Origin of the sequence: Klebsiella pneumoniae complex sp. WS1778 (genome assembly GCF_049472055.1) — a bacterium.
GTDB lineage: Bacteria > Pseudomonadota > Gammaproteobacteria > Enterobacterales > Enterobacteriaceae > Klebsiella > Klebsiella quasipneumoniae.
This window is the reverse complement of record NZ_JBKGTJ010000001.1, coordinates 1,291,683-1,318,628: the sequence shown is the minus strand read 5'-3', so window position 1 is coordinate 1,318,628 and position 26,946 is coordinate 1,291,683. Positions and strand designations below refer to the sequence as shown.

General features: G+C 61.7%; 23 protein-coding genes. 15 read left to right on the top strand and 8 right to left on the bottom strand.

Going from position 1 to position 26,946, the window contains the following annotated elements:
* Nucleotides 1–181 precede the first annotated feature (181 nt).
* From prs to lolB, 3 genes are all read right to left on the bottom strand, one after another.
* Nucleotides 182–1,129, bottom strand: coding sequence for a ribose-phosphate diphosphokinase (gene prs / locus ACLEXF_RS06745; protein WP_002910407.1), 948 nt, complete (start codon nucleotides 1,127–1,129; stop codon nucleotides 182–184).
* Between the two features lie 183 nt (nucleotides 1,130–1,312).
* Nucleotides 1,313–2,161 carry a 4-(cytidine 5'-diphospho)-2-C-methyl-D-erythritol kinase gene (ispE, locus tag ACLEXF_RS06740; protein WP_025999204.1) on the bottom strand — a complete coding sequence of 283 codons (849 nt, stop codon included), beginning with the start codon at nucleotides 2,159–2,161 and terminating at the stop codon, nucleotides 1,313–1,315.
* Nucleotides 2,161–2,772, bottom strand: coding sequence for a lipoprotein insertase outer membrane protein LolB (lolB, locus tag ACLEXF_RS06735; protein ID WP_004203216.1), 612 nt, complete (start codon nucleotides 2,770–2,772; stop codon nucleotides 2,161–2,163). The genes ispE and lolB overlap by 1 nt, the downstream gene beginning before the upstream one ends.
* A gap of 271 nt (nucleotides 2,773–3,043) precedes the next feature.
* On the opposite strand from lolB, the gene hemA reads away from it, so the two are divergent.
* Genes hemA through kdsA form a run of 6 tightly spaced genes read left to right on the top strand, consistent with a single transcriptional unit; the run spans nucleotide 3,044 to nucleotide 8,375 of the window.
* A complete protein-coding gene (gene hemA, locus ACLEXF_RS06730) occupies nucleotides 3,044–4,300 on the top strand; it encodes a glutamyl-tRNA reductase (protein WP_002910404.1) in 1,257 nt (418 codons plus the stop codon).
* A gap of 42 nt (nucleotides 4,301–4,342) precedes the next feature.
* Nucleotides 4,343–5,425, top strand: a complete 1,083-nt coding sequence (gene prfA / locus ACLEXF_RS06725) for a peptide chain release factor 1 (RefSeq protein WP_004203214.1) — start codon at nucleotides 4,343–4,345, stop codon at nucleotides 5,423–5,425.
* Nucleotides 5,425–6,273 (top strand): peptide chain release factor N(5)-glutamine methyltransferase, encoded by an 849-nt coding sequence (gene prmC, locus ACLEXF_RS06720; protein ID WP_017899848.1) that lies wholly within the window; start codon nucleotides 5,425–5,427, stop codon nucleotides 6,271–6,273. The genes prfA and prmC overlap by 1 nt, the downstream gene beginning before the upstream one ends.
* Nucleotides 6,273–6,665 (top strand): invasion regulator SirB2, encoded by a 393-nt coding sequence (gene sirB2 / locus ACLEXF_RS06715; RefSeq protein WP_008804389.1) that lies wholly within the window; start codon nucleotides 6,273–6,275, stop codon nucleotides 6,663–6,665. Before prmC ends, sirB2 begins: the two co-directional genes overlap by 1 nt.
* Nucleotides 6,666–6,668: 3 nt before the next feature.
* The gene (sirB1, locus tag ACLEXF_RS06710; RefSeq protein WP_017899847.1) at nucleotides 6,669–7,481 is read left to right on the top strand and encodes an invasion regulator SirB1; all 813 of its coding nucleotides are present in this window, start codon (nucleotides 6,669–6,671) and stop codon (nucleotides 7,479–7,481) included.
* 39 nt (nucleotides 7,482–7,520) lie between these two features.
* Nucleotides 7,521–8,375 carry a 3-deoxy-8-phosphooctulonate synthase gene (gene kdsA, locus ACLEXF_RS06705; protein ID WP_002910393.1) on the top strand — a complete coding sequence of 285 codons (855 nt, stop codon included), beginning with the start codon at nucleotides 7,521–7,523 and terminating at the stop codon, nucleotides 8,373–8,375.
* An 87-nt stretch (nucleotides 8,376–8,462) separates the two neighbouring features.
* Here the strand turns inward: kdsA and chaA are convergent, their stop codons facing one another.
* Entirely contained in the window at nucleotides 8,463–9,563 is a 1,101-nt protein-coding gene (gene chaA, locus ACLEXF_RS06700) for a sodium-potassium/proton antiporter ChaA (protein WP_004203207.1), read from the bottom strand.
* A 263-nt stretch (nucleotides 9,564–9,826) separates the two neighbouring features.
* On the opposite strand from chaA, the gene chaB reads away from it, so the two are divergent.
* Nucleotides 9,827–10,057: a putative cation transport regulator ChaB gene (gene chaB / locus ACLEXF_RS06695; protein ID WP_004203206.1), complete on the top strand. Its 231-nt coding sequence runs from the start codon at nucleotides 9,827–9,829 to the stop codon at nucleotides 10,055–10,057.
* Nucleotides 10,058–10,193: 136 nt separating this feature from the next.
* Entirely contained in the window at nucleotides 10,194–10,874 is a 681-nt protein-coding gene (locus tag ACLEXF_RS06690; protein WP_004203203.1) for a gamma-glutamylcyclotransferase, read from the top strand.
* 56 nt (nucleotides 10,875–10,930) lie between these two features.
* Here the strand turns inward: ACLEXF_RS06690 and ACLEXF_RS06685 are convergent, their stop codons facing one another.
* Complete coding sequence (locus ACLEXF_RS06685; RefSeq protein ID WP_002910387.1) at nucleotides 10,931–11,173, bottom strand: DUF1883 domain-containing protein; 243 nt, start codon at nucleotides 11,171–11,173, stop codon at nucleotides 10,931–10,933.
* Between the two features lie 238 nt (nucleotides 11,174–11,411).
* On the bottom strand, nucleotides 11,412–11,765 hold the full coding sequence (locus ACLEXF_RS06680; protein ID WP_064794736.1) for a DsrE/DsrF/TusD sulfur relay family protein: 354 nt from the start codon (nucleotides 11,763–11,765) through the stop codon (nucleotides 11,412–11,414).
* Between the two features lie 68 nt (nucleotides 11,766–11,833).
* On the opposite strand from ACLEXF_RS06680, the gene nasR reads away from it, so the two are divergent.
* The 7 genes from nasR to ACLEXF_RS06645 all read left to right on the top strand — a co-directional run bounded on the left by nasR (nucleotide 11,834) and on the right by ACLEXF_RS06645 (nucleotide 24,421).
* A complete protein-coding gene (nasR, locus tag ACLEXF_RS06675) occupies nucleotides 11,834–13,015 on the top strand; it encodes a nitrate regulatory protein NasR (protein ID WP_017899845.1) in 1,182 nt (393 codons plus the stop codon).
* A 245-nt stretch (nucleotides 13,016–13,260) separates the two neighbouring features.
* Nucleotides 13,261–14,517, top strand: a complete 1,257-nt coding sequence (locus tag ACLEXF_RS06670) for a CmpA/NrtA family ABC transporter substrate-binding protein (RefSeq protein ID WP_004203198.1) — start codon at nucleotides 13,261–13,263, stop codon at nucleotides 14,515–14,517.
* A 1-nt stretch (nucleotide 14,518) separates the two neighbouring features.
* Nucleotides 14,519–15,403 carry a nitrate ABC transporter permease gene (gene ntrB / locus ACLEXF_RS06665; protein WP_004203197.1) on the top strand — a complete coding sequence of 295 codons (885 nt, stop codon included), beginning with the start codon at nucleotides 14,519–14,521 and terminating at the stop codon, nucleotides 15,401–15,403.
* Between the two features lie 9 nt (nucleotides 15,404–15,412).
* Nucleotides 15,413–16,201: an ABC transporter ATP-binding protein gene (locus tag ACLEXF_RS06660; protein ID WP_004203195.1), complete on the top strand. Its 789-nt coding sequence runs from the start codon at nucleotides 15,413–15,415 to the stop codon at nucleotides 16,199–16,201.
* 10 nt (nucleotides 16,202–16,211) lie between these two features.
* Complete coding sequence (gene nirB / locus ACLEXF_RS06655) at nucleotides 16,212–20,279, top strand: nitrite reductase large subunit NirB (RefSeq protein WP_407259751.1); 4,068 nt, start codon at nucleotides 16,212–16,214, stop codon at nucleotides 20,277–20,279.
* A complete protein-coding gene (locus tag ACLEXF_RS06650) occupies nucleotides 20,279–22,885 on the top strand; it encodes a nitrate reductase (protein ID WP_043520493.1) in 2,607 nt (868 codons plus the stop codon). Before nirB ends, ACLEXF_RS06650 begins: the two co-directional genes overlap by 1 nt.
* A gap of 153 nt (nucleotides 22,886–23,038) precedes the next feature.
* Nucleotides 23,039–24,421 carry a YchO/YchP family invasin gene (locus ACLEXF_RS06645; protein WP_043520491.1) on the top strand — a complete coding sequence of 461 codons (1,383 nt, stop codon included), beginning with the start codon at nucleotides 23,039–23,041 and terminating at the stop codon, nucleotides 24,419–24,421.
* On the opposite strand, the gene narL is transcribed toward ACLEXF_RS06645, so the two are convergent.
* Complete coding sequence (narL, locus tag ACLEXF_RS06640) at nucleotides 24,418–25,068, bottom strand: two-component system response regulator NarL (RefSeq protein WP_002910198.1); 651 nt, start codon at nucleotides 25,066–25,068, stop codon at nucleotides 24,418–24,420. The two genes, ACLEXF_RS06645 and narL, sit on opposite strands and share 4 nt — an antisense overlap.
* A gap of 10 nt (nucleotides 25,069–25,078) precedes the next feature.
* Complete coding sequence (gene narX, locus ACLEXF_RS06635) at nucleotides 25,079–26,857, bottom strand: nitrate/nitrite two-component system sensor histidine kinase NarX (protein ID WP_017900764.1); 1,779 nt, start codon at nucleotides 26,855–26,857, stop codon at nucleotides 25,079–25,081.
* Nucleotides 26,858–26,946: the final 89 nt, after the last annotated feature.

Genomic DNA, 26,946 nt, shown 5'->3' with positions numbered 1-26,946 from the left:
CACGTCATCTTTCGGGATGCCTCTGTGTTGGCTGCGTTCATTTACCCCGGTCACGTACTGCCTGTACGCTCCCGGGGATTCATTCACTTGCCGCCTTGACGCATGCCGAATGATGTTGTGGAAGAATTAAAAATGCAGAGACAAAAAAACCCGCCGCAGCGGGTTTTTGTGCTCGGCTCGATTAATGTTCGAACATAGCAGAGATTGATTCTTCATTGCTGATACGGCGAATAGCTTCAGCCAGCATACCGGAGAGCGTCAGAGTACGCACTTTATCCAGCGCTTTAATTTCTGGTGCCAGCGGAATGGTATCGCAGACGACAAATTCATCGATCACAGAGTTTTTGATGTTCTGGATTGCGTTGCCGGAGAAGATTGGGTGCGTCGCGTAAGCGAATACGCGTTTCGCGCCGCGCTCTTTCAGCGCTTCTGCCGCTTTACACAGGGTGCCGCCGGTGTCGATCATATCGTCGACCATCACGCAGTCACGACCAGCGACGTCGCCGATGATATGCATCACCTGGGAGACGTTGGCGCGCGGACGACGCTTGTCGATGATGGCCATATCGGTATCGTTCAGCAGTTTAGCGATAGCGCGAGCACGAACTACGCCGCCGATGTCTGGAGAAACCACGATCGGGTTGTCCAGGTTCAGCTGCAGCATATCTTCCAGCAGGATTGGGCTGCCGAACACGTTATCAACTGGCACATCGAAGAAGCCCTGGATCTGTTCTGCGTGCAGGTCAACGGTCAGCACGCGGTCAACGCCGACGCTGGACAGGAAATCCGCCACCACTTTCGCGGTGATTGGCACACGAGCAGAACGAACACGACGGTCCTGACGAGCATAACCGAAGTAAGGGATAACGGCGGTGATACGACCTGCCGAAGCACGACGCAGAGCATCAACCATAACAACCAGTTCCATCAGGTTGTCATTGGTGGGAGCACAAGTGGACTGGATGATGAAAATATCACCACCGCGTACGTTTTCATTGATTTGTACGCTGACTTCGCCGTCGCTAAAACGACCTACAGCGGCGTCGCCAAGAGAAGTGTACAGGCGGTTGGCAATACGTTGTGCTAGTTCCGGGGTGGCGTTACCAGCAAAAAGCTTCATATCAGGCACGAGAAGAACCTCAGGCATGCGTCCAGTGGTGGATGAATGGGCCAATAATGTGCGGGCTGGCGCCATTCGATCCAGTCGGTGTATTTAAAGAGCACGATGCAACGTCTGGAACAGGGTGACGTTGTCACCGTAACTCAATTTCCCCGGCTGACTCATGATCGTTGCGCCATCACAGCGCAGGAATCAGAGCAGGGCCTGCTTGAGCGGCGAAAGATTGACTCCGCGCGCCACAAAGCCATTTAGCCATGCCGGGGCAGTGTCCAGCACCTGACGGGCAGCGGATTCGGTGTTAAATTCAGCAAACACACAGGCCCCTGTGCCGGTCAGGCGTGACGGCGCATATTCTAACAGCCAGGAAAGCGCGGCATCAACCTCGCGAAAACGTTTTCTTGCGATAAGCTCGCAATCGTTGCTGAATTCACAATTTAATAACGTATTAATTGACCGGCGCGGGGTATTTCGTGGTAGCTCCGGGTCGCGAAAAATGATCGGCGTCGGAATACTGACGCCTGGATGAGCCACCAGGTACCATTTTTCCTCGGGGTCCACCGGCGTGAGAATTTCACCCACTCCCTCGGCAAAGGCGGCATGGCCGCGCACGAAGACCGGCACATCGGCCCCCAGCTGCAGACCAAGGGTCGCCAGCTCATCTTCCGAAAGCCCGCAGCCCCAGAGATGGTTAAGCGCCACCAGCACGGTGGCGGCATTGGACGAGCCGCCCCCCAGGCCGCCGCCCATCGGCAGGCGTTTATCGATACTGATATCGGCGCCGCTGCCCGCCGGCAGGCGGCCGCTTTCGCCGGCGGCGCGCATCAACAGACGCGCGGCGCGAATAATCAGATTTTCTTCATCCGGTACACCGGCCACCGGCGTAAGCAAACGCAGTTCGCCGTCAGCGCGCGGTTCGATGGTCAGCGTATCGCCATAGTCGAGGAACTGAAACAGCGTCTGCAGGGTGTGGTAACCATCGGCCCGCTGGCCGGTGATATATAAGAACAGATTCAGTTTTGCAGGTGAGGGCCAGCGGCTCATCATTTCACGATCCAGTTATCCATCTTCAGCTTGATGCGCTGGGCGCCATTGTTTAGCTCGACATTAGACGGCAGGGCTGGCTGGGTATCGGTGGTGTAGCCGCCGTAGGTGACGTGCCAGGTTTTGCCGTTTTGCGTGTAGTTCAGTTCGCGCAGACGGTACCGATCGTCCAGCGAATAGTCGGTGGCGTCACCCGGCAGGCCGATGATCCACTGGCGCAGGCTGTTCAGCGGGATTGGCATCCCGGTCAGGCGGCCAATCATCTCTTCGGCATCGGTGGCGGTATAGGTCTGGCCTTTGTTGTCGATCAGCTGCACGCTGCCCGGCTGGGCGGTCAGCGACAGCTCGGTGCTGCCCAGCGGGTTAGTTAACAGCAGGCGATAGCGGTCCTGACCGGTTTGCTGCCAGAAGAAGCGGGCATAGACTTTTTGCTCGTCGGAGAGATAGGCAAACGCCCCGCGGGTCTGGAACTGGTTGAGGCTGCGAACAGCCTGCTGGTGCTGGCGCCACTGCGGCGAATCCGGGCTTTTGCCAGGCCCCTGGGGGGTATGAACAGAACAAGCGGTCAGGACGAGGCTGGCCAGCGGCAGCAGGCGGAACAGTCGATTCATAATGATGACAAATCCTTGATGTCTACAGTGAAATCCGGCGGCAGGGGAACAGCGGGCCGATTTGTGTAGCAGGTTACATTTATAACCCTTAATGCTAGCGTCGCCGGGCGATAGCGTCTACGTTCAAGTTGTCTGAAATCAAAAAATTAACCTTAATGGCGGTCTTGCTTTGGCTATTACTCCAAAAGGGGAGCCTCTCTTTTATTGATTACGCGCATCCTGTATGATGCACTCAGACTAACCTTAGCAACGCTGGTACTACTCCCTCACAATGACCCTTTTAGCTCTTGGCATCAATCACAAAACAGCTCCGGTCGCCCTGCGAGAACGCGTCACGTTTTCGCCGGAAACGCTCGATAAGGCGCTGGAGAGCTTGCTGGCTCAGCCGATGGTGCAGGGTGGAGTGGTGCTGTCGACCTGCAACCGCACAGAACTCTATCTCAGCGTCGAAGAGCAGGATAACCTGCAGGAAGCGCTGATCCGCTGGCTGTGCAATTACCACGGCCTCAATGAAGAAGACCTGCGTAAAAGCCTCTACTGGCACCAGGATAACGACGCCGTCAGCCATCTGATGCGCGTCGCCAGCGGCCTTGATTCGCTGGTGCTGGGCGAACCGCAGATCCTCGGTCAGGTGAAAAAAGCCTTCGCCGATTCCAGCCGCGGCCACCTCAACGTGAGCGAACTGGAGCGGATGTTCCAGAAATCGTTCTCGGTGGCCAAGCGCGTGCGTACCGAAACCGATATCGGCGCCAGCGCCGTTTCCGTCGCCTTCGCCGCCTGTACCCTGGCGCGGCAAATCTTTGAATCCTTGTCGAGCGTGACGGTGCTGCTGGTCGGCGCCGGTGAAACCATCGAACTGGTGGCGCGTCATCTTCGCGAACATCACGTGCGCAAAATGGTGATCGCCAACCGCACTCGTGAACGCGCCCAGGCGCTAGCGGAAGAAGTGGGCGCCGAGGTGATTGCCCTTAGCGATATCGACGAACGGCTGAAAGAGGCCGACATCATTATCAGCTCCACCGCTAGTCCGCTGCCGATCATCGGCAAAGGCATGGTGGAGCGCGCGCTCAAGGCGCGGCGTAACCAGCCGATGCTGCTGGTGGATATCGCCGTCCCGCGCGACGTCGAACCGGAGGTCGGTAAACTGGCTAACGCCTACCTCTATAGCGTCGACGATCTGCAAAACATCATTCAGCATAACCTGGCGCAGCGTAAGGCCGCGGCGGTGCAGGCGGAATCGATCGTCGAGCAGGAGACCAGCGAATTTATGGCCTGGCTGCGCGCGCAGAGCGCCAGCGAGACCATTCGTGAGTACCGTTCGCAGTCTGAGCAGGTCCGTGAGGAGCTGACGGCGAAGGCGCTGGCCGCGCTGGAGCAGGGCGGCGATGCCCAGGAAATTATGCAGGATCTGGCGCGTAAGCTCACCAACCGCCTGATCCACGCGCCAACCAAATCTCTTCAGCAGGCCGCCCGTGACGGGGACGACGAACGCCTGCATATTCTGCGCAACAGCCTCGGGCTGGAATAGCGCACCTTTCTCTTATTTTCAGGACAGGGTGAATTCACGCCTATGAAGTCTTCTATTGTTGCCAAACTGGAAGCGTTGTACGAGCGCCACGAAGAAGTGCAGGCGCTGCTCGGCGATGCCGCGACGATTGCCGATCAGGATAAATTCCGCGCGCTGTCGCGGGAGTATGCTCAACTGAGCGATGTGGCGCGCTGCTATACCGACTGGCGTCAGGTGCAGGAGGATATTGAAACCGCACAGATGATGCTCGACGATCCGGAAATGCGCGAAATGGCGCAGGAAGAGCTGCGGGACGCCAAAGATAAAGGCGAACAGCTGGAGCAACAGCTGCAGGTCCTGCTCCTGCCGAAAGATCCCGATGACGAGCGTAACGCCTTCGTGGAAGTACGCGCCGGGACCGGCGGCGACGAAGCGGCGCTGTTTGCCGGCGATCTGTTCCGCATGTACACCCGTTACGCGGAATCGCGCCGCTGGCAGGTGGAGATCCTCAGCGCCAACGAAGGTGAACACGGCGGCTTTAAAGAGGTGATCGCCAAGATCAGCGGCGACGGCGTCTACGGCCGGCTCAAATTTGAATCCGGCGGTCATCGTGTGCAGCGCGTGCCGGCCACCGAGTCGCAGGGGCGTATCCACACCTCCGCCTGTACGGTGGCGGTGATGCCGGAGCTGCCGGAGGCTGAAATGCCGGATATCAACCCGGCGGATCTGCGCATCGATACCTTCCGCTCCTCCGGCGCGGGCGGGCAGCACGTTAACACCACCGACTCGGCGATCCGTATTACCCACCTGCCCACCGGCATCGTGGTGGAGTGTCAGGACGAACGTTCTCAGCATAAAAACAAAGCCAAGGCGCTGTCGGTGCTCGGGGCGCGGATCCGCGCCGCCGAAGTAGCCAAGCGTCAGCAGGCGGAAGCCTCCACGCGCCGCAACCTGCTGGGCAGCGGCGACCGCAGCGATCGCAACCGTACCTACAACTTCCCGCAGGGCCGCGTGACCGACCACCGCATCAACCTGACCCTTTACCGTCTGGATGAGGCGATGGAGGGCAAACTCGACATGCTGATTGAGCCGATTGTCCAGGAACACCAGGCCGATCAGCTGGCGGCGCTGTCCGAGCAGGAATGATGACCTTTCAGGCCTGGCTGCAGCAGGCAATCGCCCGCCTGGCGGAGAGCGACAGTCCGCGACGCGACGCCGAGATCCTGCTGGGACACGTCACCGGCCGGGCGCGCACCTGGATCCTGGCCTTCGGCGAAACGACGCTCTCCGCTGACGAGGCGACGACGCTGGAGGCGCTCCTGCAGCGACGCCAGCGCGGGGAGCCCATCGCCCATCTGGTCGGGCAGCGGGAGTTCTGGTCGCTGCCGCTGTTTGTCTCCCCGGCGACGCTGATCCCCCGCCCGGATACCGAATGTCTGGTAGAGCAGGCGCTGGCGCGTCTGCCCGTCGCGCCGTGCCGTATTCTCGACCTCGGCACCGGGACCGGCGCCATTGCCCTGGCGCTGGCCAGCGAGCGTCCGGACTGTGAGATCACCGCGGTGGACGTCATGCCGGACGCCGTGGCGCTGGCGTTGCGTAATGCCGCCCATCTGGGCATCGCTAACGTGACGATACGGCAAAGCGACTGGTTTGCCGCGCTGGCCGGGCAGCGTTTCGCCATGATCGTCAGCAATCCCCCCTATATCGACGCTGCAGACCCGCATCTCGCCGAGGGCGATGTGCGCTTTGAGCCGCTAACGGCGCTGGTGGCGGGCGATGAGGGGCTGGCCGATCTGGCGCAGATTATCCGCGAGGGGCGGCAGTATCTGCAGCCCGGCGGCTGGATGCTGCTGGAGCATGGCTGGACCCAGGGCGAAGCGGTGCGCGCGCTGTTCCGCGAAGCGGGCTATCTGGACGTCGCGACCTGTCGCGACTATGGCGACAATGAGCGTCTGACCCTCGGACGTTTACCCGACATGGAGAACGTTGGCTGATGAACTTATTCACGGCTGTCCTCTATCTGCACATCGCCAGCGTGGTGGTGTCGGTAGGATTGTTCGTTTTACGTTACTGGTGGATGTATCACCAGAGCCCGCTGCTGAACCAGCGGTGGGTGCGAATTGCGCCGCACTGCAGCGATACGCTGCTGTTTCTCAGCGGTGCGGGATTAATGGCGATAACGCACTACCTGCCGTTCACAGAAGACGGCGCATGGCTGACTGAAAAGCTGTTTGGCGTTATCATTTATATCGCATTAGGTTTTATCGCGCTGGGCCGTCGTCGTCCGCGCAGCCAGCAGAGCCGCTTTATCGCGTTCCTGCTGGCGCTGGTGGTGTTGTTTATCATCATTCAACTCGCCATCACAAGAATACCGATACTGGGGTAGGTCATGGGGTCATTAGCGGATTTCGAATTTAACAAAGCGCCATTGTGTGATGGCATGGTCCTCATTTCTGAACAGGTTCGCGACGATTTTCCGACGCGTTTTGTCGAGGAAGAGCTGCAGCGGCTGCTGCGCCTCGCGCAGGAGGAAATTGCGCCTTCGTGGGACCAGGAACGCCAGATAGAACGCCTGCTGGCGCTGTTTTACGAGGAGTGGGGCTTTGGCGCCTCGCAGGGCGTTTATCGTCTTTCCGACGCGCTTTGGCTGGATAAAGTGCTGGTCAACCGTCAGGGGAGCGCGGTGTCGTTAGGCGCGATCCTGCTGTGGATCGCCCAGCGTCTGGGGCTGCCGGTGGTGCCGGTGATCTTCCCGACCCAGATGCTGCTGCGCGCGGACCCGGAAACCAGCGAAGAGATGTGGCTGATTAATCCGTTCAATGGCGAAACCCTCGACGAACATACTCTGGAGGTATGGCTGAAGGGCAACATCGGGCCGGTGGCGGAACTGTTTAATGAAGATCTCGACGAAGCGGATAACGCCGAGGTGATCCGCAAGCTGCTGGACACCCTGAAGTCGGCGCTGATGGAAGAGCGGCAGATGGAGCTGGCCCTGCGCGCCAGCGAAGCGCTGCTGCAGTTTAACCCGGAAGACCCGTATGAGATCCGCGACCGCGGGCTGATATATGCCCAGCTGGATTGCGATCACGTGGCGCTGCTGGACCTGAGCTATTTTGTCGAGCAATGTCCGGAGGATCCGATTAGCGAGATGATCCGCGCACAAATCAACACGATTTCGCACAAACAAATTACATTGCATTAGTCTGGAACCATTCCGGTTACACCCTGATAAGGCGAACTTATGAAACAAAAAGTGGTTAGCATTGGTGATATCAACGTAGCGAACGACCTGCCGTTCGTGCTGTTCGGCGGGATGAACGTGCTGGAGTCACGCGACCTGGCGATGCGTATCTGCGAACATTACGTCACCGTTACGCAGAAGCTCGGCATCCCCTACGTCTTCAAAGCCTCCTTTGATAAAGCCAACCGTTCCTCCATCCACTCCTATCGTGGGCCGGGTCTGGAAGAAGGTATGAAGATTTTCCAGGAGCTGAAGCAGACCTTTGGCGTGAAAATCATCACCGACGTTCATGAAGCCAGCCAGGCGCAGCCGGTGGCTGACGTCGTGGACGTGATCCAGCTTCCCGCCTTCCTCGCGCGCCAGACGGACCTGGTGGAAGCGATGGCCAAAACCGGGGCGGTGATCAACGTCAAGAAACCGCAGTTCGTCAGCCCGGGCCAGATGGGCAACATCGTCGATAAGTTCATCGAGGGTGGTAACGACAAAGTGATCCTCTGCGACCGCGGCGCTAACTTCGGTTACGACAACCTGGTCGTGGATATGCTTGGCTTCGGCGTGATGAAGAAAGCCTCCAACAATTCACCGGTTATCTTCGACGTCACCCACGCGCTGCAGTGCCGCGACCCGTTTGGCGCTGCCTCCGGCGGTCGCCGTGCGCAGGTGAGCGAGCTGGCCCGCGCCGGTATGGCGGTAGGTATCGCCGGTCTGTTTATCGAAGCGCATCCGGATCCGGACCACGCGAAATGCGACGGCCCGTCCGCGCTGCCGCTGGATAAACTGGAGCCGTTCCTCAAGCAGATGAAAGCGATTGACGATCTGGTGAAAAGCTTCGACGAGCTGGATACCAGCAAGTAAGCCTGACCTCATCAGTTAAAAAGCCTGCCGGCGTCAAAACCGGCAGGCTTTTTTTTCGCCCGGACTCCGCCGGGCGGGGAAGCGAGGTCAGGCGAAAATGGTCATCAGGTAGGCGGCGAAAAGCGCCAGATGGGCCGCGCCGTTCAGCACATTGGTGCGTCCGGTGGAGAAGGAGATATGGCACAGCACCAGCGAGGCGACCATCACCACCATCTCCGGCGCGCCAAGGCCAAAGCGCAGCTCATTGCCGGTCAGGAAGGCGATGAGGGTGACTACCGGGACCGTCAGTGAGATGGTGGCCAGCACGGAGCCGAAGAACAGGTTCATCGCCCGCTGTACCTGATTGTTGAGCACCGCTTTGAGCGCGCCAAGGCCTTCCGGCGACAGGATCAGCAGGGCTACCAGGAAGCCGGTAAAGGCCACCGGGGCGTTCATGCTGGTCAACAGCGTTTCCAGCGGGTTGGCGTTCATTTTCGTGACGGCGATAACCGCCACCAGGTGCACCAGCAGCCAGGCGGTATGCCACCCGCTGCTGTGGGCGGAGGGTTTACCGTGGTGCGGGTCGTCATCGTCGCCGTCGTCTTCATGCTCATAAACAAACAGACTCTGATGGGTTTTGGTCTGAATAAGCAGGAAAACACCGTACATGGCCGCCGAAATCACCGCCACCAGCAGCGATTGCCCGGTGCTAAAGTTCGCGCCCGGCAGCGCCATGGGAAACACCAGCACGATAATCGCCAGCGGAAACAGGGCGATAAGATACTGCTTAATGCCGAACAGATTCATATATTGGGTGGCGAATTTACGCCCGCCCAGCAGCAGGGAAAAACCGACCAGACCGCCGGTGACGATCATAATGATGGAGTAGAGCGTGTCACGCATCAGGGTCGGCGCGGCGTCGCCGGTGGCCATTAACGCCGAGATCAGACTGACCTCAAGGATAACCACCGACAGGCTCAGGATCAGGGAGCCATAGGGTTCGCCCAGGCGGTGGGCGAGAACGTCGGCGTGGCGGACCACGCTGAAGGCGCTGCTTAAAATACCGACCAGCGCGAGGATGTTAATCGCGATAACCACTGGCAGTGACTGGCTGCTGCCCCAGAAAAACAGCACCGCCAGCGCTAGCACCGGAAAGACGAGGGAGGACTCCTTATGGCGGGTTTTTACCGCCTCGTGTGCATGGGTCATGAACCATCTCCATTTATGCAGGTGTTATAATTATAAAAACGCAGGGCGATAAAGTAACAGATTTTGCTAAATTGCCGCTGGATTTTTACTTAAATTTACGGGTGTCGAGAGATATCTTGATTAGTTTATTATAATTTGCGATTACTCTATTTTTATTATTAATATTCAGATAATTACTAAAATTCATTTTTAACTCATCATGGGCTTGATAGCCTGCCGCCTGCGTTCCAGACTTAAACTTTATGCTCAAACAGGAGGCCATAATGCCCTATCACAGTAAACAAGAGCTACCCGATAGCGTTAAGCATGTTCTGCCTGCCCATGCGCAGGAAATTTATAAAGAAGCGTTTAACAGCGCCTGGGATCAATATAAGGATAAAGACGACCGGCGCGATGACGCCAGCCGCGAAGAGACGGCACACAAAGTCGCCTGGGCGGCGGTGAAGAACAGCTACGAGAAAGGCGATGACGATAAGTGGCATAAGAAAAAATAATTGCTGACGCCGCTTTTACGCTTGCCAGCGCCCCGCTGATTGCTTATTGAAAGATAAAGCTGGATAATATTTCAGCAATATTGACGGATGCATGAGACGAACGCCGGGAAGCGGGCAGTGGCGGAGGTAGTAAACAGTGTTAACTCGTGATTTCTTGATGAATGCGGATTGTAAGACAGCGTTTGGCGCTATTGAGGAATCGCTACTCTGGTCGGCAGAACAACGCGCAGCCTCGCTGGCGGCGACGCTGGCCTGCCGCCCGGATGATGGCTCAGTATGGATCTTTGGCTACGGTTCGCTTATCTGGAACCCGGCGCTCAATTATCGCGAGTCCTGCACCGGCACGCTGCCGGGCTGGCACCGCGCGTTTTGCCTGCGGTTGACCGCCGGGCGCGGAAGCGCATGCCAGCCGGGACGCATGCTGGCTCTGAAAGAGGGCGGCCGGACTACCGGCGTCGCTTATCGTCTGCCGGACGACACGCTGGAAGAAGAGCTGACTCTGCTGTGGAAACGGGAGATGATCACCGGCTGCTATCTGCCCACCTGGTGCAAGCTGGAGCTGGACGACGGGCGAACGGTAAATGCTCTGGTGTTTATTATGGATCCGCGTCATCCGCTGTTTGAGCCGGATACCAGCGCCCAGGTCATCGCTCCGCTGATCGCCCGGGCCAGCGGGCCGCTTGGGACCAACGCTCAGTACCTGTTTTCGCTGGAACAGGCGTTAAGTAAGCTCGGGATGCACGACGCCAGTCTTGATGATCTGGTGGCCAGCGTCCGCGCGCTGTTGGGCGAGAGCCCGACGCCGGGCCTGGCCTGAGCGTGCGGAAAAGAAAAACGCCCGGCATGGCCGGGCGGGTGTTCTGTCAGTGACGGTCAGGCTGGCACGTAGCTGATGGAGTGCTCCAGTGACTGGCTGTGACTGTCGATAAGCACGTTCCAGGTGCCGCTGTAGGGCACCGTCAGATAGGCGCTGTCCCGATCCTGCACGCTCAGAATATCCGCATGGCTGTCGCCAGGGACCTTCGCGCTCATCAGATGAATATGGCAGCGCTCTGAGCACCGCACCACCAGCGTGTCACCGCCAAACAACGTCAAACTTGCTTTTACCATCGCCATTTTTGTACCCCGTTTCTGTCCTGCTACAGCATCCTGCCCACCCAGTCCTCGCGTGATATTGTTCACACTTTGCTCTGTGCATCACACCAAACGGCGCGGGTCGGGATGCTGATTTTGATCAAAAAAAGGGATAAAGATTAAACAAAAATGACGTTGTTCCTGAAAGCATTCAGCTAACGTTTTTTTCGCCTCTTCAGGTGGCGAAACCTGATATTTCCTGCCGTTCGGCACCCCAGATTCAGAAGTTCAGCACTTTATCTGCCGCCAGGGTCCACTGGGCCAGCTCAACGAGAGTGCCAACCTCCACCCCGTCAACCAACGGCAGTGCGCTGACCCCGCGGCCGTCCGCGCAGGTTTTGCACAGCTTCACGGGAACCTGCTGGGCGGTGAGGATCTCCAGCATCTGCTGCACATTATAGCCTTCCGCCGGCTTCTGCCCGCGCAGCCCGGCGGTGACCGCGTCGGACATCAGAAACAGCTTGAGATCGAGGTCGGACTGCTGTTCGCGCAGGGCAATGGCCAGGCGCAGGCTGTTGAACAGGGATTCACTGCCGTAGGCGGCGCCGTTGGCGATAATCACAATACGTTGCATACAAACTCCTTCTTAAAGGCACGGTTATTGCTTTACCGCAGTATAAAGCGTTAACCCGGAGGAGGGGTATGAATAATACGACTGGTCACGCGGACGAGGCGACGGCCTGGCTGCAGCTGGCGCGCCGCCTGCAAAAACAACAGCTTCAGCAACTAGCCCGGCTGGGCGAGCTGGCAAGTCAGCTCAGCGCGCTGGTGCATATGCTGCAGTGCGAGCGCGGGGCGTCGAATATTTTTCTTTGCTCGGGCGGCCAGCTGTACGCGGCGGAGTGTCGGGCGGGTGGGGCGCTGGTTGATGAGCGGCTGGCCTTGTTCTATGCCGCCCTCGAACGGGCGCGCGCGGTCGCCGGCAGCGCGCTGTGCTGGCGCATCGCCCGGGCGGTAGGCGATCTGGCGCAGCTCCCGGCGCTGCGTGAGCAGGTCAGCCGCCGGCAGGTAGCCGCTGAAGCCGCGACGGAGCAGTTCAGCCGTATTATCCGCCATCTGCTGAATATCGTCCCGCAGCTCAATGACAGTATTGACGACCCGCCGGTAGCCGGGCGTATGGTCGCCCTGTACAGCTTTATGCAGGGAAAAGAGCTGGTGGGTCAGGAGCGCGCGCTGGGAGCGTTGGGCTTTACCCGCGGCGAGTTCAGCGACAGCCTGCGCCAGCAGCTGGTGGACCGTATTGACGGTCAGCAGCCCTGCTTCGACAGCTTCCTGGCGCTGGGCAGCCCGGCGACCGTCCAGCTGTTTACTACCCAGTGTCAGGCCGGTCTGGACATAGAGCAGCTGCGGCGGATCGCCTGCACCCGCCAGCCGGCGGCAGACGGTGGGGAAACGGCGCTGCGCTGGTTCGGCCTGCAGACCCAGCGGCTTGAGCAGCTGCGCGAAGTGGAAGAGCAACTGATCGACGATCTGCTGGACGCCACCGACGCGCTGTTAGAAGACGACGCGCCTGGCTGGCTGGCCGGGGAGGAGAGCGACAGCGTGACGCCGCGGCTGGATAAACAGCTGCTGCCGCTGGTGCGCCAGCAGGCCTATGAGCTGCAGCAGCTCTCCAGCCAGCTGGCTTCGCTGAAAGACGCACTCGAGGAACGCAAGCTGATCGAAAAAGCGAAAAGCCTGCTGATGACACACCAGGGGATGCCGGAGGAGCAGGCCTGGCAGACGCTGCGCAAGATGGCCATGGACAAGAATCAGCGGATGGTTGAGATAGCCCGCGCGCTGCTGATGGTGAAGGCGATCTGGCCAGTAACTCCAAAGGAGTAGATGCACAACCGATGGGCATTTGCTGCCTGTCGGCGGTGCACTTTTGCCTGACAAGCCGACCCGGGCGAAAGGAAAAGCCCGCCAGTGCGCCATTGCCAAAGCTGGCATCCCCTTTGCATTAGTTATAGTGAGTGAATAAAAGTCCGGGCGACGAACCAATGGCGGTTCGGGTGTCCGTGGATAAAGGCGTCCTGCAGTGCATATGCACTGTCGGGCGCTTTTTTTTTTGCGCGTGTGGAGCGGATATGAGCGATAAATTTTCAATTTCACGGCGGCGCTTGCTGCAGGCAGGGGCCGCGCTGGGCGGCGCGATGCTGCTGCCGGGCGTGATGCAGGCCGCATGGGCCGGCGGCTCGGACAGACCGGAGCAGACCACCGTGCGGGTCGGGTTTATTCCGCTGACCGACTGCGCGCCGCTGGCCATCGCCGCGGCGAAGGGGTTTGACAAAAAATATGGCATTACCCTGGCGCTGAGTAAGGAGGCCAGCTGGGCGGCGGTGCGCGACAAGCTGGTGGCCGGTGAACTGGACGCGGCGCATATTCTCTATGGCCTGCTGTACGGACTTGAACTGGGGATCGCCAGCAAGCCGCAGGCGATGGCCAATCTGATGACCCTCAACCGCAATGGTCAGGCCATCACCCTCTCCAGCGAACTGCAGGAGAAAGGGGTGACCGACCTCGGCGGTCTGAAGCGGCTGATCGACCGCAGCGCGCCGGGCAGCTACACCTTCGCCCATACCTTTCCCACCGGCACCCATGCTATGTGGCTCTACTACTGGCTGGCGAGCGCCGGCATCGATCCCTTTAACGATGTGCGCACCGTCGTGGTGCCGCCGCCGCAGATGGTGATGAACATGCGCATCGGCAATATGAGCGGCTTTTGCGTCGGCGAGCCGTGGAACGCCCGCGCCATAAACGACCGTATCGGCTTCACCGCGGCCACTTCCCAGGATATCTGGCCCGAGCATCCGGAAAAGGTGCTGGGCGCCCGTCGCGACTGGGTGGAACGCCAGCCGAACACCGCCCGCGCGCTGGTGGCGGCCCTGATGGAGGCGCAGCGCTGGATCGCCGCCTCGGCGGAGAACACCCGGGAGACGGCCCGCCTGCTCGCCAGGCGCGGCTGGCTCAATACCAAAGAGCAGTACCTCACCGGCCGGATGCTTGGGGAGTATGACAACGGCCTCGGCCGCCGCTGGCAGGATCCCCATCCGATGCGCTTTTACGCCGAGGGCGAGGTGAGCTTCCCCTGGCTGTCGGACGGGATGTGGTTCCTCACCCAGTTTCGTCGCTGGGGGCTGCTGAAACAGGCTCCGGATTATCTCGCGGTGGCGTCGCGCATTAATCGCATCGACGTCTGGCAGGCTGCCGCCCAGGCGGTAGGGGGGATCAGCGCGCCGGCAGCCACGATGCGCAGCAGCACACTGATGGACGGTACGGTCTGGAACGGGTCCGACCCGGAAGGCTACGCCCGCCATTTCGCTATTCAACGTAAGGGGGCATGAGATGAAGCAGGCACAACGTAAGCAACCGGTCGTCAGCGTGGAGAACGCGCCTGGCGAAGTGATTCTCCTGCCGCCGGTGCAGGTCCGGCGCACCACGCCAACCGTCACGCGCTGGCTGCGTGAGCTCATCCAGCGCCTGCTGCCCCCGCTGCTGGGGCTGGGGGTGCTGCTGCTGGCCTGGCAGCTGGCGGCGATGCACAGCAAAGGCTTTCCCACGCCGCTGAGCACGCTGGACTCGGCGCTGACCCTGTTTGCCGATCCGTTCTATCAGGACGGGCCGAATGACATGGGCATCGGCTGGAACGTGCTGGCTTCTCTGCAGCGCGTGGCGGTGGGCTTCGGCCTGGCGGCGCTGGCGGGCATTCCGCTGGGTTTTTTGATCGGCCGTTCGCTGTTCTTCGCCCGCATGTTTAATCCGCTGATTGCTCTGCTGCGCCCGGTCAGCCCGCTGGCCTGGCTGCCGATTGGCCTGCTGCTGTTCCAGAAGGCGGAGCCGGCTTCCAGCTGGACCATTTTTATCTGCTCCATCTGGCCGATGGTGATCAACACCGCGGAAGGCGTGCGGCGGATCCCGCAGGACTATCTCAACGTCGCCCGCGTCCTCCAGCTCTCGGAGTGGACGGTGATGCGCAAAATTCTCTTTCCGGCGGTGCTGCCGGCGGTGCTTACCGGCGTGCGCCTCTCCATCGGCATCGCCTGGCTGGTGATCGTGGCGGCGGAAATGCTCACCGGCGGGCTGGGGATCGGCTTCTGGATCTGGAACGAGTGGAACAACCTCAATGTGGAAAACATCATCATCGCCATCGTCATTATCGGCGTCGTCGGCCTGCTGCTGGAGCAGGGTCTGATGCTGCTCGCCCGCCGCTTTAGCTGGCAGGAAAAATAAGGAGCCAACATGAAACCATTAATTCAGGTGCAGGCCGTCAGCCAGCGCTTCAACACCGCCAGCGGCGAGTTTCTGGCGCTGCAGAATGTCTCCTTCGATATCGTCGAAGGGGAGACCATTAGCCTGATCGGCCACTCGGGTTGCGGAAAATCGACTCTGCTAAACCTGATCGCCGGGATCACCACCCCTACCGAGGGCGGACTACTGTGTGATAACCGGGAAATCGCCGGTCCCGGGCCGGAGCGGGCGGTGGTTTTCCAGAACCACTCACTGCTGCCGTGGCTGAGCTGTTTCGACAATGTGGCGCTGGCGGTGGATCAGGTGTTCCGTCGCACCATGAGCAAGCATGAGCGTCGGGAGTGGATTGAACACAATCTCGCGCGCGTGCAGATGGGTCATGCGCTGCATAAACGGCCCGGGGAGATCTCCGGCGGCATGAAGCAGCGGGTGGGTATCGCCCGGGCGCTGGCGATGAAGCCGAAAGTGCTGCTGCTTGATGAGCCCTTCGGCGCTCTGGACGCGCTGACTCGCGCCCACCTCCAGGACACGGTGATGCAGATTCAGCAGGAGCTCAATACCACCATCGTCATGATCACCCACGACGTTGATGAAGCGGTGCTGCTCTCCGACCGGGTGCTGATGATGACCAACGGCCCGGCAGCGACGGTCGGCGAGATCCTCGCGGTCGATCTGCCGCGTCCGCGCCACCGCGTTCAGCTGGCGGACGACAGCCGGTATCACCATCTGCGCCAGCAGATCCTCCATTTCCTGTATGAAAAACAGCCGAAAGCGGCGTAAGGAGGCGGTCATGACGCGGCGACTGGTGGTGATCGGTAACGGCATGGCGGCCACCCGTCTGGTGCAGCGGCTGGTTGAGCGCGACCCTGCGCGGTTTGCCATTACCGTCGTCGGCGACGAGCCGCACCCGGCCTATAACCGCATCCAGCTCTCGCCGCTGCTGGCTGGCGAAAAAACAGCGGCGCAGCTCCCGTTGCTGCCGGCGGAGTGGTACACCCGGCACGGGGTGTGCCTGCGGTCTGGCGAGGCGGTGGATGAAGTCGATGTTGTGCAACGGCGGCTGCGCATCGCGGAGACCTGGCTGCCGTGGGATGAGCTGGTGTTCGCCACCGGTTCGCGGCCCTTTATCCCGCCGCTGCCGGGCATTGATCGTCCGCAGGTTATGCCCTTCCGCACCCTGGCGGACGTGGAACGTATTCTGGCGATACCCGGCCCGGCGGTGGTGATTGGCGGTGGGGTGCTGGGTGTGGAAGCGGCGGCAGCGCTGCGTCGCCACGGCGGGGAGGTCACTCTCCTGCATCGCGGCAGCGGATTAATGGCGCCGCTGACCGACGCTTTTGCCGCCGATGAGCTCAGGCAGCAGCTTGAAGCGCGCGGCATTCGCTGTGTGCTGGAGTGCCGGATCGCCGCCATCGACGCCGACGGCGTGCGGCTGGCGGATGGGCGCGTATTCCGCGCCAACAGAGTGGTGCTGGCGACCGGCGTGCAGCCCAACAGCCGTCTGGCGGCGCAGTCCGGTGTGCTGTGCCAGCGGGGGATCGTGGTTGACCGCCAGATGGCCGCCTCGCTGCCGGGGATCAGCGCCATTGGCGAATGTTGCGAAATTGACGGCCACACCTGGGGGCTGGTGGCTCCCTGCCTGCGTCAGGCCGAGGTGCTGGCGGATCGCCTGTGCGGCGTCCCCAGCGCGGGCTTTGTCTGGCAGGACGTCGGCACCCGGCTGAAGGTCACCGGCATTGAACTCTTTAGCGCTGGCGAGCAGCAGGCCGGCGAACAGGATGACATTTTTACCAGCTGGGACCCCATCGACCGCCACTATCGTCGCCTGCTGCTGCGCGACGGCCGCCTGCGCGGCGTGCTGCTGATGGGCGATTGCACTGCCGCCGCCGCGCTCACCGCGCGCCTGGAAAGCGACGAGCCCGCCACCGCGGACTGGCTTTTTGATCCTTCTTCAACGCAGCCGCAGGCTGCAGGAATAATGACGATGACGAAACCTGTATTAGTGCTGGTGGGACATGGCATGGTCGGCCACCATTTTCTCGAACAATGCGTGAGCCGCAACCTGCATGAGCAATATCGTATCGTGGTGTTTGGCGAAGAGCGTTACGCCGCCTACGACCGGGTGCACCTCTCCGAATATTTCGCCGGACGCAGCGCCGAATCGCTGTCGCTGGTGGCCGATGATTTCTTTCACCGGCACGGCATCGAACTCCGCCTCGGCAAGGCGGTGGCGACGATCGACCGCGACGCGCGGCTGGTGCGGGACGCCGAGGGACATGAAACCCACTGGGATAAACTGGTGCTGGCGACCGGCTCCTATCCCTTTGTTCCGCCTGTCCCTGGCAACGATCTCGACGGGTGCTTTGTCTATCGCACCCTTGACGATCTGGACCGCATCGCCGCCCATGCCGCCGCGGCGAAGCGCGGGGTGGTGATCGGTGGCGGCCTGCTCGGGCTGGAGGCCGCCAACGCCCTGAAACAGCTGGGGCTGGAGACGCACGTGGTGGAGTTTGCCCCGAACCTGATGGCCGTCCAGCTGGATAACGGCGGGGCGGCGATGCTGCGGGAGAAGATCGTCGCCCTCGGCGTGGGGGTGCATACCAGCAAAGCCACCACCGCCATCGTGAGCGAGGCCGACGGCCTGCGGCTGAACTTTGCCGACGGTGGCACGCTGTTGACCGACATGGTGGTCTTCTCGGCGGGAATCCGCCCGCAGGACGCGCTGGCCCGCGGCTGCGCGCTGCAGGTCGGCGAGCGCGGGGGGATTGGCATTGATGGCCAGTGCCGCACCTCTGACCCGGACGTGCTGGCGATAGGCGAATGCGCCCTGTGGGATAATAAAATTTACGGCCTGGTGGCGCCGGGCTATCAGATGGCGCGGATCGCCGCAGCCACCCTCGCAGGAGAGGACGCCTGCTTTAGCGGCGCCGACATGAGCACCAAACTGAAGCTGCTGGGGGTTGACGTGGCCTCGTTTGGCGATGCGCAGGGGCGCACGCCGGGCTGCCAGAGCTATCAATGGACCGACGGTCCGCAGCAGGTTTACAAAAAAATCGTCGTCAGTCAGGACGGCAAAGCCCTGCTTGGCGGCGTGCTGGTGGGGGACGCCAGCGACTATGCCACGCTGCTGCAGATGATGCTGAACGGCATGGCGCTGCCGCCGCGTCCGGAGAGCCTGATCCTGCCGGCGCTGGAGGGGGCCGCGCCGAAGGCGCTGGGGGTGGCGGCGCTGCCCGACAGCGCGCCGATCTGCTCCTGCCATAGCGTCAGCAAAGGCGATATCTGCCAGGCGGTGAACAATGGCGCGGGGGATATGGCGGCGATAAAAAGCTGCACCAGAGCGGCCACCGGCTGCGGCGGCTGCAGCGCGCTGGTGAAACAGGTGATGGAGCACCAGCTGGCGGCGCAGGGCGTCGAAGTGAAAAAAGACGTCTGCGAGCATTTCCCGTGGTCGCGCCAGGAGATCTACCACCTGGTGCGGGTCAACCATATCCATACCTTCGAGCAGCTGATTAGCCGCTACGGCCAGGGGCACGGCTGCGAGGTTTGTAAACCGCTGGTGGCCTCGGTGCTGGCCTCCTGCTGGAACGAATACCTGCTGAAGCCGGCGCACCTGCCGCTGCAGGATACCAACGATCGCTATTTCGCCAACATTCAGAAGGACGGAACCTATTCGGTGGTGCCGCGGATGGCGGCGGGGGAAGTGACGCCGGACGGGCTGATCGCCATCGGGCAGATCGCCAAACGTTATCAGCTCTACAGCAAAGTGACCGGCGGCCAGCGCATCGACCTGTTTGGCGCGCGGCTGGAACAGCTGCCGGCTATCTGGCGCGAGCTGGCCGACGCCGGGTTTGAAACCGGCCACGCCTATGGTAAGTCGCTGCGCACGGTGAAGTCCTGCGTCGGCGCAACCTGGTGTCGCTACGGCGTGCAGGACTCCACCGGGCTCGCGGTGCGGCTTGAGCATCGCTATAAAGGGCTACGCGCCCCGCACAAGATCAAGATGGCGGTCTCTGGCTGCACCCGCGAGTGCGCCGAAGCCCAGGGCAAAGATATCGGAGTGATTGCCACCGACAAAGGCTGGAATCTCTACGTCTGCGGCAACGGCGGAATGAAACCGCGTCACGCCGACCTGTTTGCCAGCGATCTCGACGAAGCGACGCTGATCCGCAGCATCGATCGTCTGCTGATGTTCTATATCCGTACCGCCGACCGCCTGCAGCGCACCAGCACCTGGATGGACAACCTGGAGGGCGGCGTCGCCTACCTGCGGCAGGTGGTGCTGGAGGATAGCCTCGGCATTGGCGAGGAGCTGGAGCAGGAGATGGCCCGCATCGTCGACAGCTACCAGTGCGAGTGGCAGACCACCCTCAACGATCCGCAGCGTCTGGCGCTGTTCCGCTCCTTCGTTAACAGCGACCAGCCCGACGAGGCGGTGCAGCGCCACGATCTGCGCGGTCAGCCGCAGCCGTTGCCTGCTGAAGCGTTGCCCGAAGGCGAACTCCCATCCCGGCCGTGGCAGGCGATTTGCGACCTTGACGCCATTCCGGCGCAGGCGGGGATCGGCGCCCGGTTAGGCGAGCGGCAGATCGCCCTGTTCCGCTTCGGCGATCGGGTGTATGCCCTGGACAACCGCGAGCCGGGCAGCGCGGCCAACGTGCTGTCGCGGGGGCTGTTAGGGGACGTCAGCGGGGAACCGGTGGTGATCTCCCCGCTGTACAAACAGCGGATTCGCCTGCGCGACGGCTGGCCGTGCGACGGCGGTGAACAGGCGGTGCGCGCCTGGCCGGTGAAAGTGGAAAACGGCAAAGTGTGGGTGGGCAGCCAGCAGCTGCTGGCGCGAGCGGAGGCCTCCTGATGAAGACCATCCGAACGACCTGTCCCTACTGCGGCGTAGGCTGTGGGGTGCTGGCGAGCGTAGATGACGCGGGGCGGGTGAGCGTGCGCGGCGACGACCAGCACCCGGCCAACCTCGGCCGTCTGTGCGTCAAAGGGGCTGCCCTCGGGGAGACCACGGGCCTGGCGGGGCGGCTATTGGCGCCGGAGGTGGACGGCCAGAAGGTGACCTGGCCTCAGGCGCTGGCGGAGACCGCTTCTCGCCTGCAACAGGTTATCGACCAGCACGGCCCGCAGGCGGTGGCCTTCTACGCCTCCGGCCAGCTGTTAACCGAGGATTACTATGCCGCCAACAAGCTGATGAAGGGGTTTATCGGCGCGGCGAACATCGACACCAATTCGCGGCTATGCATGTCGTCGGCGGTGACCGGCTACAAGCGGGCCTTTGGCGCCGACGTGGTGCCCTGTAGCTATGAGGATGTGGAAAACAGCGATCTGGTGGTGCTGGTCGGCTCAAACGCTGCCTGGGCGCATCCGGTGCTGTACCAGCGTCTGGCGCAGGCGAAGCGGGGCAATCCCCGGTTGCAGATCGTGGCGATAGATCCCCGACGCACCGCCACCTGCGAGATCGCCGATCGCCATCTGGCGCTGGCGCCGGGAAGCGACGGCGGGCTGTTCGTGGGGTTGCTTAACGCCCTGGCGCAGGCTGGAGCCTGCGTCGACGGTTTTCGCGATGGCGCGCAGGCGCTGGCCGAAGCGAGTGGCTGGGACGTGGCGAAAGTAGCTGATTTTTGCGGCCTGGCTGCCGATGAGGTGGCGGGTTTCTATCGCGATTTTATCGCCGCCCCGCGGGCCATCACCCTCTACACCATGGGAATTAACCAGTCAGCCAGCGGCAGCGACAAATGTAATGCCATCATCAACGTCCATCTGGCTAGCGGAAAGTATGGCCGCCGCGGCTGCGGCCCCTTTTCGCTGACCGGTCAACCCAACGCCATGGGTGGGCGCGAAGTCGGCGGGCTGGCGACGATGCTGGCGGCGCACATGGATTTTGTGCCGGCCGATCTGCAGCGGCTGGCCCGCTTTTGGGGAACCGAGCGGCTGGCGCAGACCCCGGGGTTGACCGCCGTGGAGCTGTTTGCCGCCATCGGCCGCGGCGAGGTGAAAGCGGTCTGGATCATGGGCACCAATCCGGTGGTGTCCCTCCCCGACAGCCACGCGGTGAGCCAGGCGCTGGCCGGCTGTCCGCTGGTGATCGTCTCGGATGTCGCCGCTGAGACGGATACCGGACATTTCGCCCACATCCGTTTTCCGGCGCTGGCCTGGGGCGAGAAAAATGGCACGGTCACCAACTCGGAGCGGCGCATCTCCCGTCAGCGCAGCTTTCTGCCGCCGCCGGGGGAGGCGAAAGCGGACTGGTGGATCATCGCCCGAGTGGGGCAGGCGCTGGGATATCGCGAGGCGTTTGCCTGGCAGCATCCGCATGACGTTTTCCGCGAGCATGCGGCGCTGTCCGGTTTCGAAAACGACGGCCAGCGGGCGTTTGATATCGGCGCGCTGGCGGATCTCAGCCGCGAGGCGTGGGACGCCATGGCGCCGGTCCGCTGGCCAGTCAGCCGCCGCCGCGCCGACCTGGATGTCACGCGCGGCTGGCATCGCGATGGCCGGTTGCGAATGGTGCCGGTGACGCCTCAGCCGACCCGGGCGGCAACCGATGTCTTTTATCCGCTGATCCTCAACAGCGGGCGGATCCGCGATCAGTGGCACACCATGACCCGCACCGGTGCCGTGCCGCGGCTGATGCAGCATATCGCGGAGCCGGTGGTGGAGGTGGCGCCGCAGGACGCCGTTCGCTACCAGCTTGTCGCCGATGGGCTGGCGCGTATCTGGTCGCGCCATGGGGTGATGGTGGCGAAAGTGGCGATCAGCGAAGGCCAGCGCCCCGGCTCGCTGTTTGTCCCCATGCACTGGAACAATCAGTTCGCCCGCCAGGGGCGGGTGAATAACCTGCTGGCCGCCGTCACGGACCCGCATTCCGCCCAGCCGGAGAGTAAACAGGCGGCGGTGGCCATCGCCGCCTGGCAGCCTGCCTGGCACAGCGAACTGTTTTGTCGCGAACCGCTGCCATTTCCTGCGGCCTGGCACTGGCGGCGGCGGGCGGCGACAGGAGTGCTGCACTACTCGCTGGCCGGGGAGGCGTCAGCCCGCCAGTGGCTCAGGGTCTGGTGCGAGCAGCGCGGCTGGCAGCTGCAGATAGCAGACGGCGGCGCAGTGTGGAACCTGCTGGCGTGGCATCAGGGGAGGCTGATGCTGGGCTGGTGGAGCGATGCGCGCGAGCCGGCGGTGGATAGCGCGGGAGTAAGCGCCGCCTTCGCCACGCCGCCGTCCGATGCCGCCCGGCGCCATGCGCTGCTCAGCGGCCGACCGGACGCTGCCGCCGCGCCGCCGGGGCGGATTGTCTGCAGCTGCTTTGGGGTCGGCGAGCGGGCGATCGGCGAGGCCATCGCCAGCGGCTGCGCCAGCGTCGGGGCTTTGGGCGCCAGGCTGAAGTGCGGGACCAACTGCGGCTCCTGCGTGCCGGAGCTCAACGCGCTGCTGGCGACGCAACCGGCCCGCGCCGGGGCCTAACGGCGGGGCGATATCTTCTGTGGTTGGGCGACAGATTGCCCAACCGGTTTCAGCATATTCCTGGAATTGTCCTCAGGGCTGCGGGAGAGGGGAAAAAACGATAAACTAAAACCATCTTCCAATTTTTTCTGCGAGCCCGCGCAAAACCAGTTGATGTCTGTGTCGTACCGTTTGCTGCCATCCCTGATCATTCTCCTGCTGCTGCCGGGCGTTCCCGTCTGGGCGCTGACCGCCAGCCACACCACTCTTACTCCCCAGGAAGAACCTTCCTTGCCCGATTTGGGGATCGCCCCGCAGGTCGATGACGACGCCAGACACTTTGCCGAAGTGGCTAAGAAGTTCGGCGAGGCCAGCATGAGCGATAACGGACTGACGGCGGGCGAACAGGCGCAGATGTTCGCCATTAACAAACTCGGCAATGAAGTGAGCCACCAGCTGGAGAGCTGGCTCTCGCCATGGGGCAACGCCAATGTCGACCTGCTGGTCGATAAAGAGGGGAAGTTCACCGGCAGTAAAGGGAGCTGGTTCGTGCCATTGCAGGATAACGATCGCTACCTGACGTGGAACCAGTATTCGGTGACCCGGCGCGAGAACGATCTGGTGGGCAACATTGGGCTTGGCCAGCGCTGGCGGGTCGGCGGCTGGCTGCTGGGCTATAACTCGTTTTATGACAAGGTGCTGAGCGAAAGCCTGGCTCGCGGCAGCGTCGGCGCCGAGGCGTGGGGAGAATATCTCCGCCTGTCGGCGAACTACTACCATCCGCTGGGCGACTGGCAGCTGCGGGAGAATCAAACCCAGGAGCAGCGGATGGCCGCAGGGTATGACGTTACCGCCCAGGCGCGACTGCCGTTTTATGAGCACATCAACACCAGCGTCAGCGTCGAACAATACTTCGGCGACAGCGTCGATCTGTTTCACACCGGCACTGGCTACCATAACCCGGTGGCCGTCTCCGTCGGGCTCAATTACACCCCGGTCCCGCTGGTCACCGTGACCGCCAAACATAAGCAAGGGGAAAATGGCGTCAGCCAGAATAACGTTGGCCTGAAGCTCAACTACCGCTTTGGTGTGCCGCTCAAGCAGCAGCTGGCGGCGGACGAGGTGGCGTTCAGCAACTCGCTGCGCGGCAGCCGCTTCGACAGCCCGGAGCGGGATAATCTGCCGGTTGTGGAGTATCGGCAGCGCAAAAATCTGACGGTCTATCTGGCCACGCCGCCCTGGGATCTACAGTCCGGGGAGACGGTGCAGCTGAAGCTGCAGATCCATAGTCTGCACGGTATCAAGTCGCTGCACTGGCAGGGCGACACCCAGGCGCTCAGCCTGACGCCGCCGGTGGATGCCCGCAGCCCCGATGGCTGGAGCGTGATTATGCCGGTGTGGAACAGTGAACCGGGCGCCGCGAACCGCTGGCGCCTGTCGGTGGTGGTAGAGGATAAACAGGGGCAGCGCGTCTCATCCAATGAGATCGCCCTGGCGCTGACCGAGCCGCTGGTCAAGTTCACCGCGCCAGGCGTCTCCTGGACGGACTCGCCTTAAAAAATTCGCTCCTGGTGGACCCATACCGCGGCTTCCACCCGGGATTTGAGCTTCATTTTCTTCAGCATGTGCTTGACGTGCACTTTGACGGTGCTTTCGGTGATATCCAGCCGGCGGGCGATCATTTTGTTCGGCAGCCCCTGGGCGATCAGCTTGAGGATGTCGCGCTCGCGCGGGGTCAACTGGCTGATGTCGCGATCGGAGGTGGCGCGGTTGGCGCGCAGGCTGGCGGCCAGCACCGGGGTTAACGCTTCGCTTAATACCATTTCTCCGGCGGCCGCCTGCTGCAGCGCTTTCAGCAGATCTTCCGGCTCCATGTCTTTCAGCAGATAGCCATCGGCGCCGCGCTTGAGGGCGGTAACAACGTCCTCTTCATGGTTAGAGACGCTGAAGACCACCACCCGCCCAGACAGCGATTTCTCACGCAGTTTGTCCAGCGTTTCCAGGCCATTCATGCCCGGCATATTGAGGTCCAGCAGGATCAGATCCGGATCCAGCGACTCCGCCAGCTCGATACCTTGCGCGCCATTGCTGGCTTCGCCAATCACCTGGATGTCCGGCGCCATGCTAATCAATTGTTTCACGCCGGTGCGCAGCATCGGATGGTCGTCAATGAGAAGGATGGTTGCCCGTTCCTGTTGACTCATGGGGGTCTCCTTATTGGATGGAAAACGTTTTTTCCGGGATAAACGTGACGATCACTTCGGTCCCGCCGGTTTCCCGGCGCCGAACCTGACAGTCGCCGCGCAGGCTTTGCGCGCGATCCCGCATAATAATTAAACCGTAATGGTTACTCCGCTCGGCGTGGTCCGGCACGCCGCGGCCGTTATCCGCCACCACCAGACGGACCTGGTTATCGCGTTGTGACACCGTCACGGTCACTTCCGTCGCGCTGGCATGCTTCAGGGCGTTGCTTAACGCTTCGCGGGCGATCTGCAGCAGGTGTATGGCCTGATGCGACGGCACAAAGCGCGGCGGAAGCTGATAATCAAGTTGCACCGTAAAGCCGAAGTGGGCGCTGTACTCCTGACAGCTGGCCTCCAGCGCCGGGCGCAGGCCCGGCTCGGTCAACTGCAGGCGGAAGGTGGTTAACAGCTCCCGCAGTTGGGCCCACGAGGTATTCAGCTCGTTACGAATTTGCCCCAGCAGCTGGCGGCTCTCCGCCGGCAAAGCGTCGCCCTGCATCTGCAGGCAGCTGACCTGCATCTTCATACAGGATAGCGACTGGGCGATGGAGTCATGCAGCTCGCGAGCGATAGTGGCCCGCTCTTCCATGACGATCAGCTGCTGCTGTTTCTCCTGATGGCGGTCCAGCGCCAGAGTGCTGGTCAGTTGTTCAACCAACGTATCCACCAGCTGCTGCTGATCGTGGCTGAGATGACGGCCAACCGGCAGCGTCGCCAGCAGGATGCCGTACTGATTATGCGCATCCGACAGCCGCCACTTCAGCGTCGTGCCGCCATCCGGTAGCGGCGGCAGGTTGCGTGGGCAGAGGTAGCAGCCCATGTCATCACATTCATTATCCGAGTGGCAGGTAAACTCCTGATGGTTGTCTTCATCTTCCAGATCGTAGACCCGCACCTCGATATCGCGCAGCAGCGTCAGACCCTGCAGACCGTTCAGCACCGGCGAAATGCGTTCGCAGAGCGGGGCGTTGGCGTGCAGCCGGCGGTTGGCCTGCCATAAGAAGGCGAGGATCTCGTTCTTCTGTTCCAGCCCGGCGGTCTTCTCCTGCACCCGGCGCTCCAGCACGGCGTAGCTTTCCGCCAGCTCTTCCGACATGTTATTTAGCGCCATGCCAAGAGTCGCCATTTCGTTGCGCCCGCTGATGTGCGCCCGCTGGGTGAAATCACGCTGGCTCACCGCTCGCGCCATGCTCAGCAGCTGTTTCCATGGCCGCAGCAGTCGGGCGCGTAGCCAGATGATGGTGAAGATCAGCAGTAGCGCCATGCCGATGGCGAGGAGGCGATGGATCCAGACTACCCGTTCGATACGCTGCTCGGTGGTATGGTCGAATGCGGTCACCAGCTGGTCGATACGATCGACAAAGTCGGCGACATCCTGGGCGACCTCCGCCTGGTTGACCGCGCGCTGCATGCCGGGAGCCAGCGCCAGCTGCCAGTACTGCTGCAGGGCCTGCAGCTGGCGCTCCTGTCCGTCGCGGCGGGCGGAGTTTTGCAGCTCCGGACTAAAGACGGTGGCGGTCATATCATCGACCAGCTTTTGATCGTGTTCATTCAGCGGGATCGCCGCCAGCAGCCGGTAGCTCTGCATGCGTAATGACCCAGCTTTGTTAATGGCGTGCGCGCTGCCCTGCACGCCGTTGACCAGGCGCGCGGAGATCGCCATGCCGGCGACGCCTGTAAGGGTGGCAAGCAGGACGATCAACGCCAGTTGATTGACCAGCGTCAGCGGGGTAAAAAGACGTTTTAACATGGAATGCGTGGCTCCTGACCGGTCGTGTCTCCGGGAGTGGCGCTTATTCTCGGCTATCCCCTGGAGTATACCCATACCCCCAAAGAGTT

Bases quoted from the DNA above. Each gene is read 5' to 3' on its own strand.
- ACLEXF_RS06670 (WP_004203198.1), top strand. From the start codon at position 13,261: ATGAGCGATAAATTTTCAATTTCACGGCGGCGCTTGCTGCAGGCAGGG.
- hemA (WP_002910404.1), top strand. From the start codon at position 3,044: ATGACCCTTTTAGCTCTTGGCATCAATCACAAAACAGCTCCGGTCGCC.
- narL (WP_002910198.1), bottom strand. From the start codon at position 25,068: ATGAGTCAACAGGAACGGGCAACCATCCTTCTCATTGACGACCATCCG.
- chaA (WP_004203207.1), bottom strand. From the start codon at position 9,563: ATGACCCATGCACACGAGGCGGTAAAAACCCGCCATAAGGAGTCCTCC.
- chaB (WP_004203206.1), top strand. From the start codon at position 9,827: ATGCCCTATCACAGTAAACAAGAGCTACCCGATAGCGTTAAGCATGTT.
- sirB2 (WP_008804389.1), top strand. From the start codon at position 6,273: ATGAACTTATTCACGGCTGTCCTCTATCTGCACATCGCCAGCGTGGTG.
- ACLEXF_RS06660 (WP_004203195.1), top strand. From the start codon at position 15,413: ATGAAACCATTAATTCAGGTGCAGGCCGTCAGCCAGCGCTTCAACACC.
- ntrB (WP_004203197.1), top strand. From the start codon at position 14,519: ATGAAGCAGGCACAACGTAAGCAACCGGTCGTCAGCGTGGAGAACGCG.
- prfA (WP_004203214.1), top strand. From the start codon at position 4,343: ATGAAGTCTTCTATTGTTGCCAAACTGGAAGCGTTGTACGAGCGCCAC.
- ACLEXF_RS06680 (WP_064794736.1), bottom strand. From the start codon at position 11,765: ATGCAACGTATTGTGATTATCGCCAACGGCGCCGCCTACGGCAGTGAA.
- prmC (WP_017899848.1), top strand. From the start codon at position 5,425: ATGACCTTTCAGGCCTGGCTGCAGCAGGCAATCGCCCGCCTGGCGGAG.
- narX (WP_017900764.1), bottom strand. From the start codon at position 26,857: ATGTTAAAACGTCTTTTTACCCCGCTGACGCTGGTCAATCAACTGGCG.
- ACLEXF_RS06650 (WP_043520493.1), top strand. From the start codon at position 20,279: ATGAAGACCATCCGAACGACCTGTCCCTACTGCGGCGTAGGCTGTGGG.
- sirB1 (WP_017899847.1), top strand. From the start codon at position 6,669: ATGGGGTCATTAGCGGATTTCGAATTTAACAAAGCGCCATTGTGTGAT.
- ACLEXF_RS06645 (WP_043520491.1), top strand. From the start codon at position 23,039: ATGTCTGTGTCGTACCGTTTGCTGCCATCCCTGATCATTCTCCTGCTG.
- kdsA (WP_002910393.1), top strand. From the start codon at position 7,521: ATGAAACAAAAAGTGGTTAGCATTGGTGATATCAACGTAGCGAACGAC.
- nasR (WP_017899845.1), top strand. From the start codon at position 11,834: ATGAATAATACGACTGGTCACGCGGACGAGGCGACGGCCTGGCTGCAG.
- ispE (WP_025999204.1), bottom strand. From the start codon at position 2,161: ATGAGCCGCTGGCCCTCACCTGCAAAACTGAATCTGTTCTTATATATC.
- nirB (WP_407259751.1), top strand. From the start codon at position 16,212: ATGACGCGGCGACTGGTGGTGATCGGTAACGGCATGGCGGCCACCCGT.
- lolB (WP_004203216.1), bottom strand. From the start codon at position 2,772: ATGAATCGACTGTTCCGCCTGCTGCCGCTGGCCAGCCTCGTCCTGACC.
- ACLEXF_RS06685 (WP_002910387.1), bottom strand. From the start codon at position 11,173: ATGGCGATGGTAAAAGCAAGTTTGACGTTGTTTGGCGGTGACACGCTG.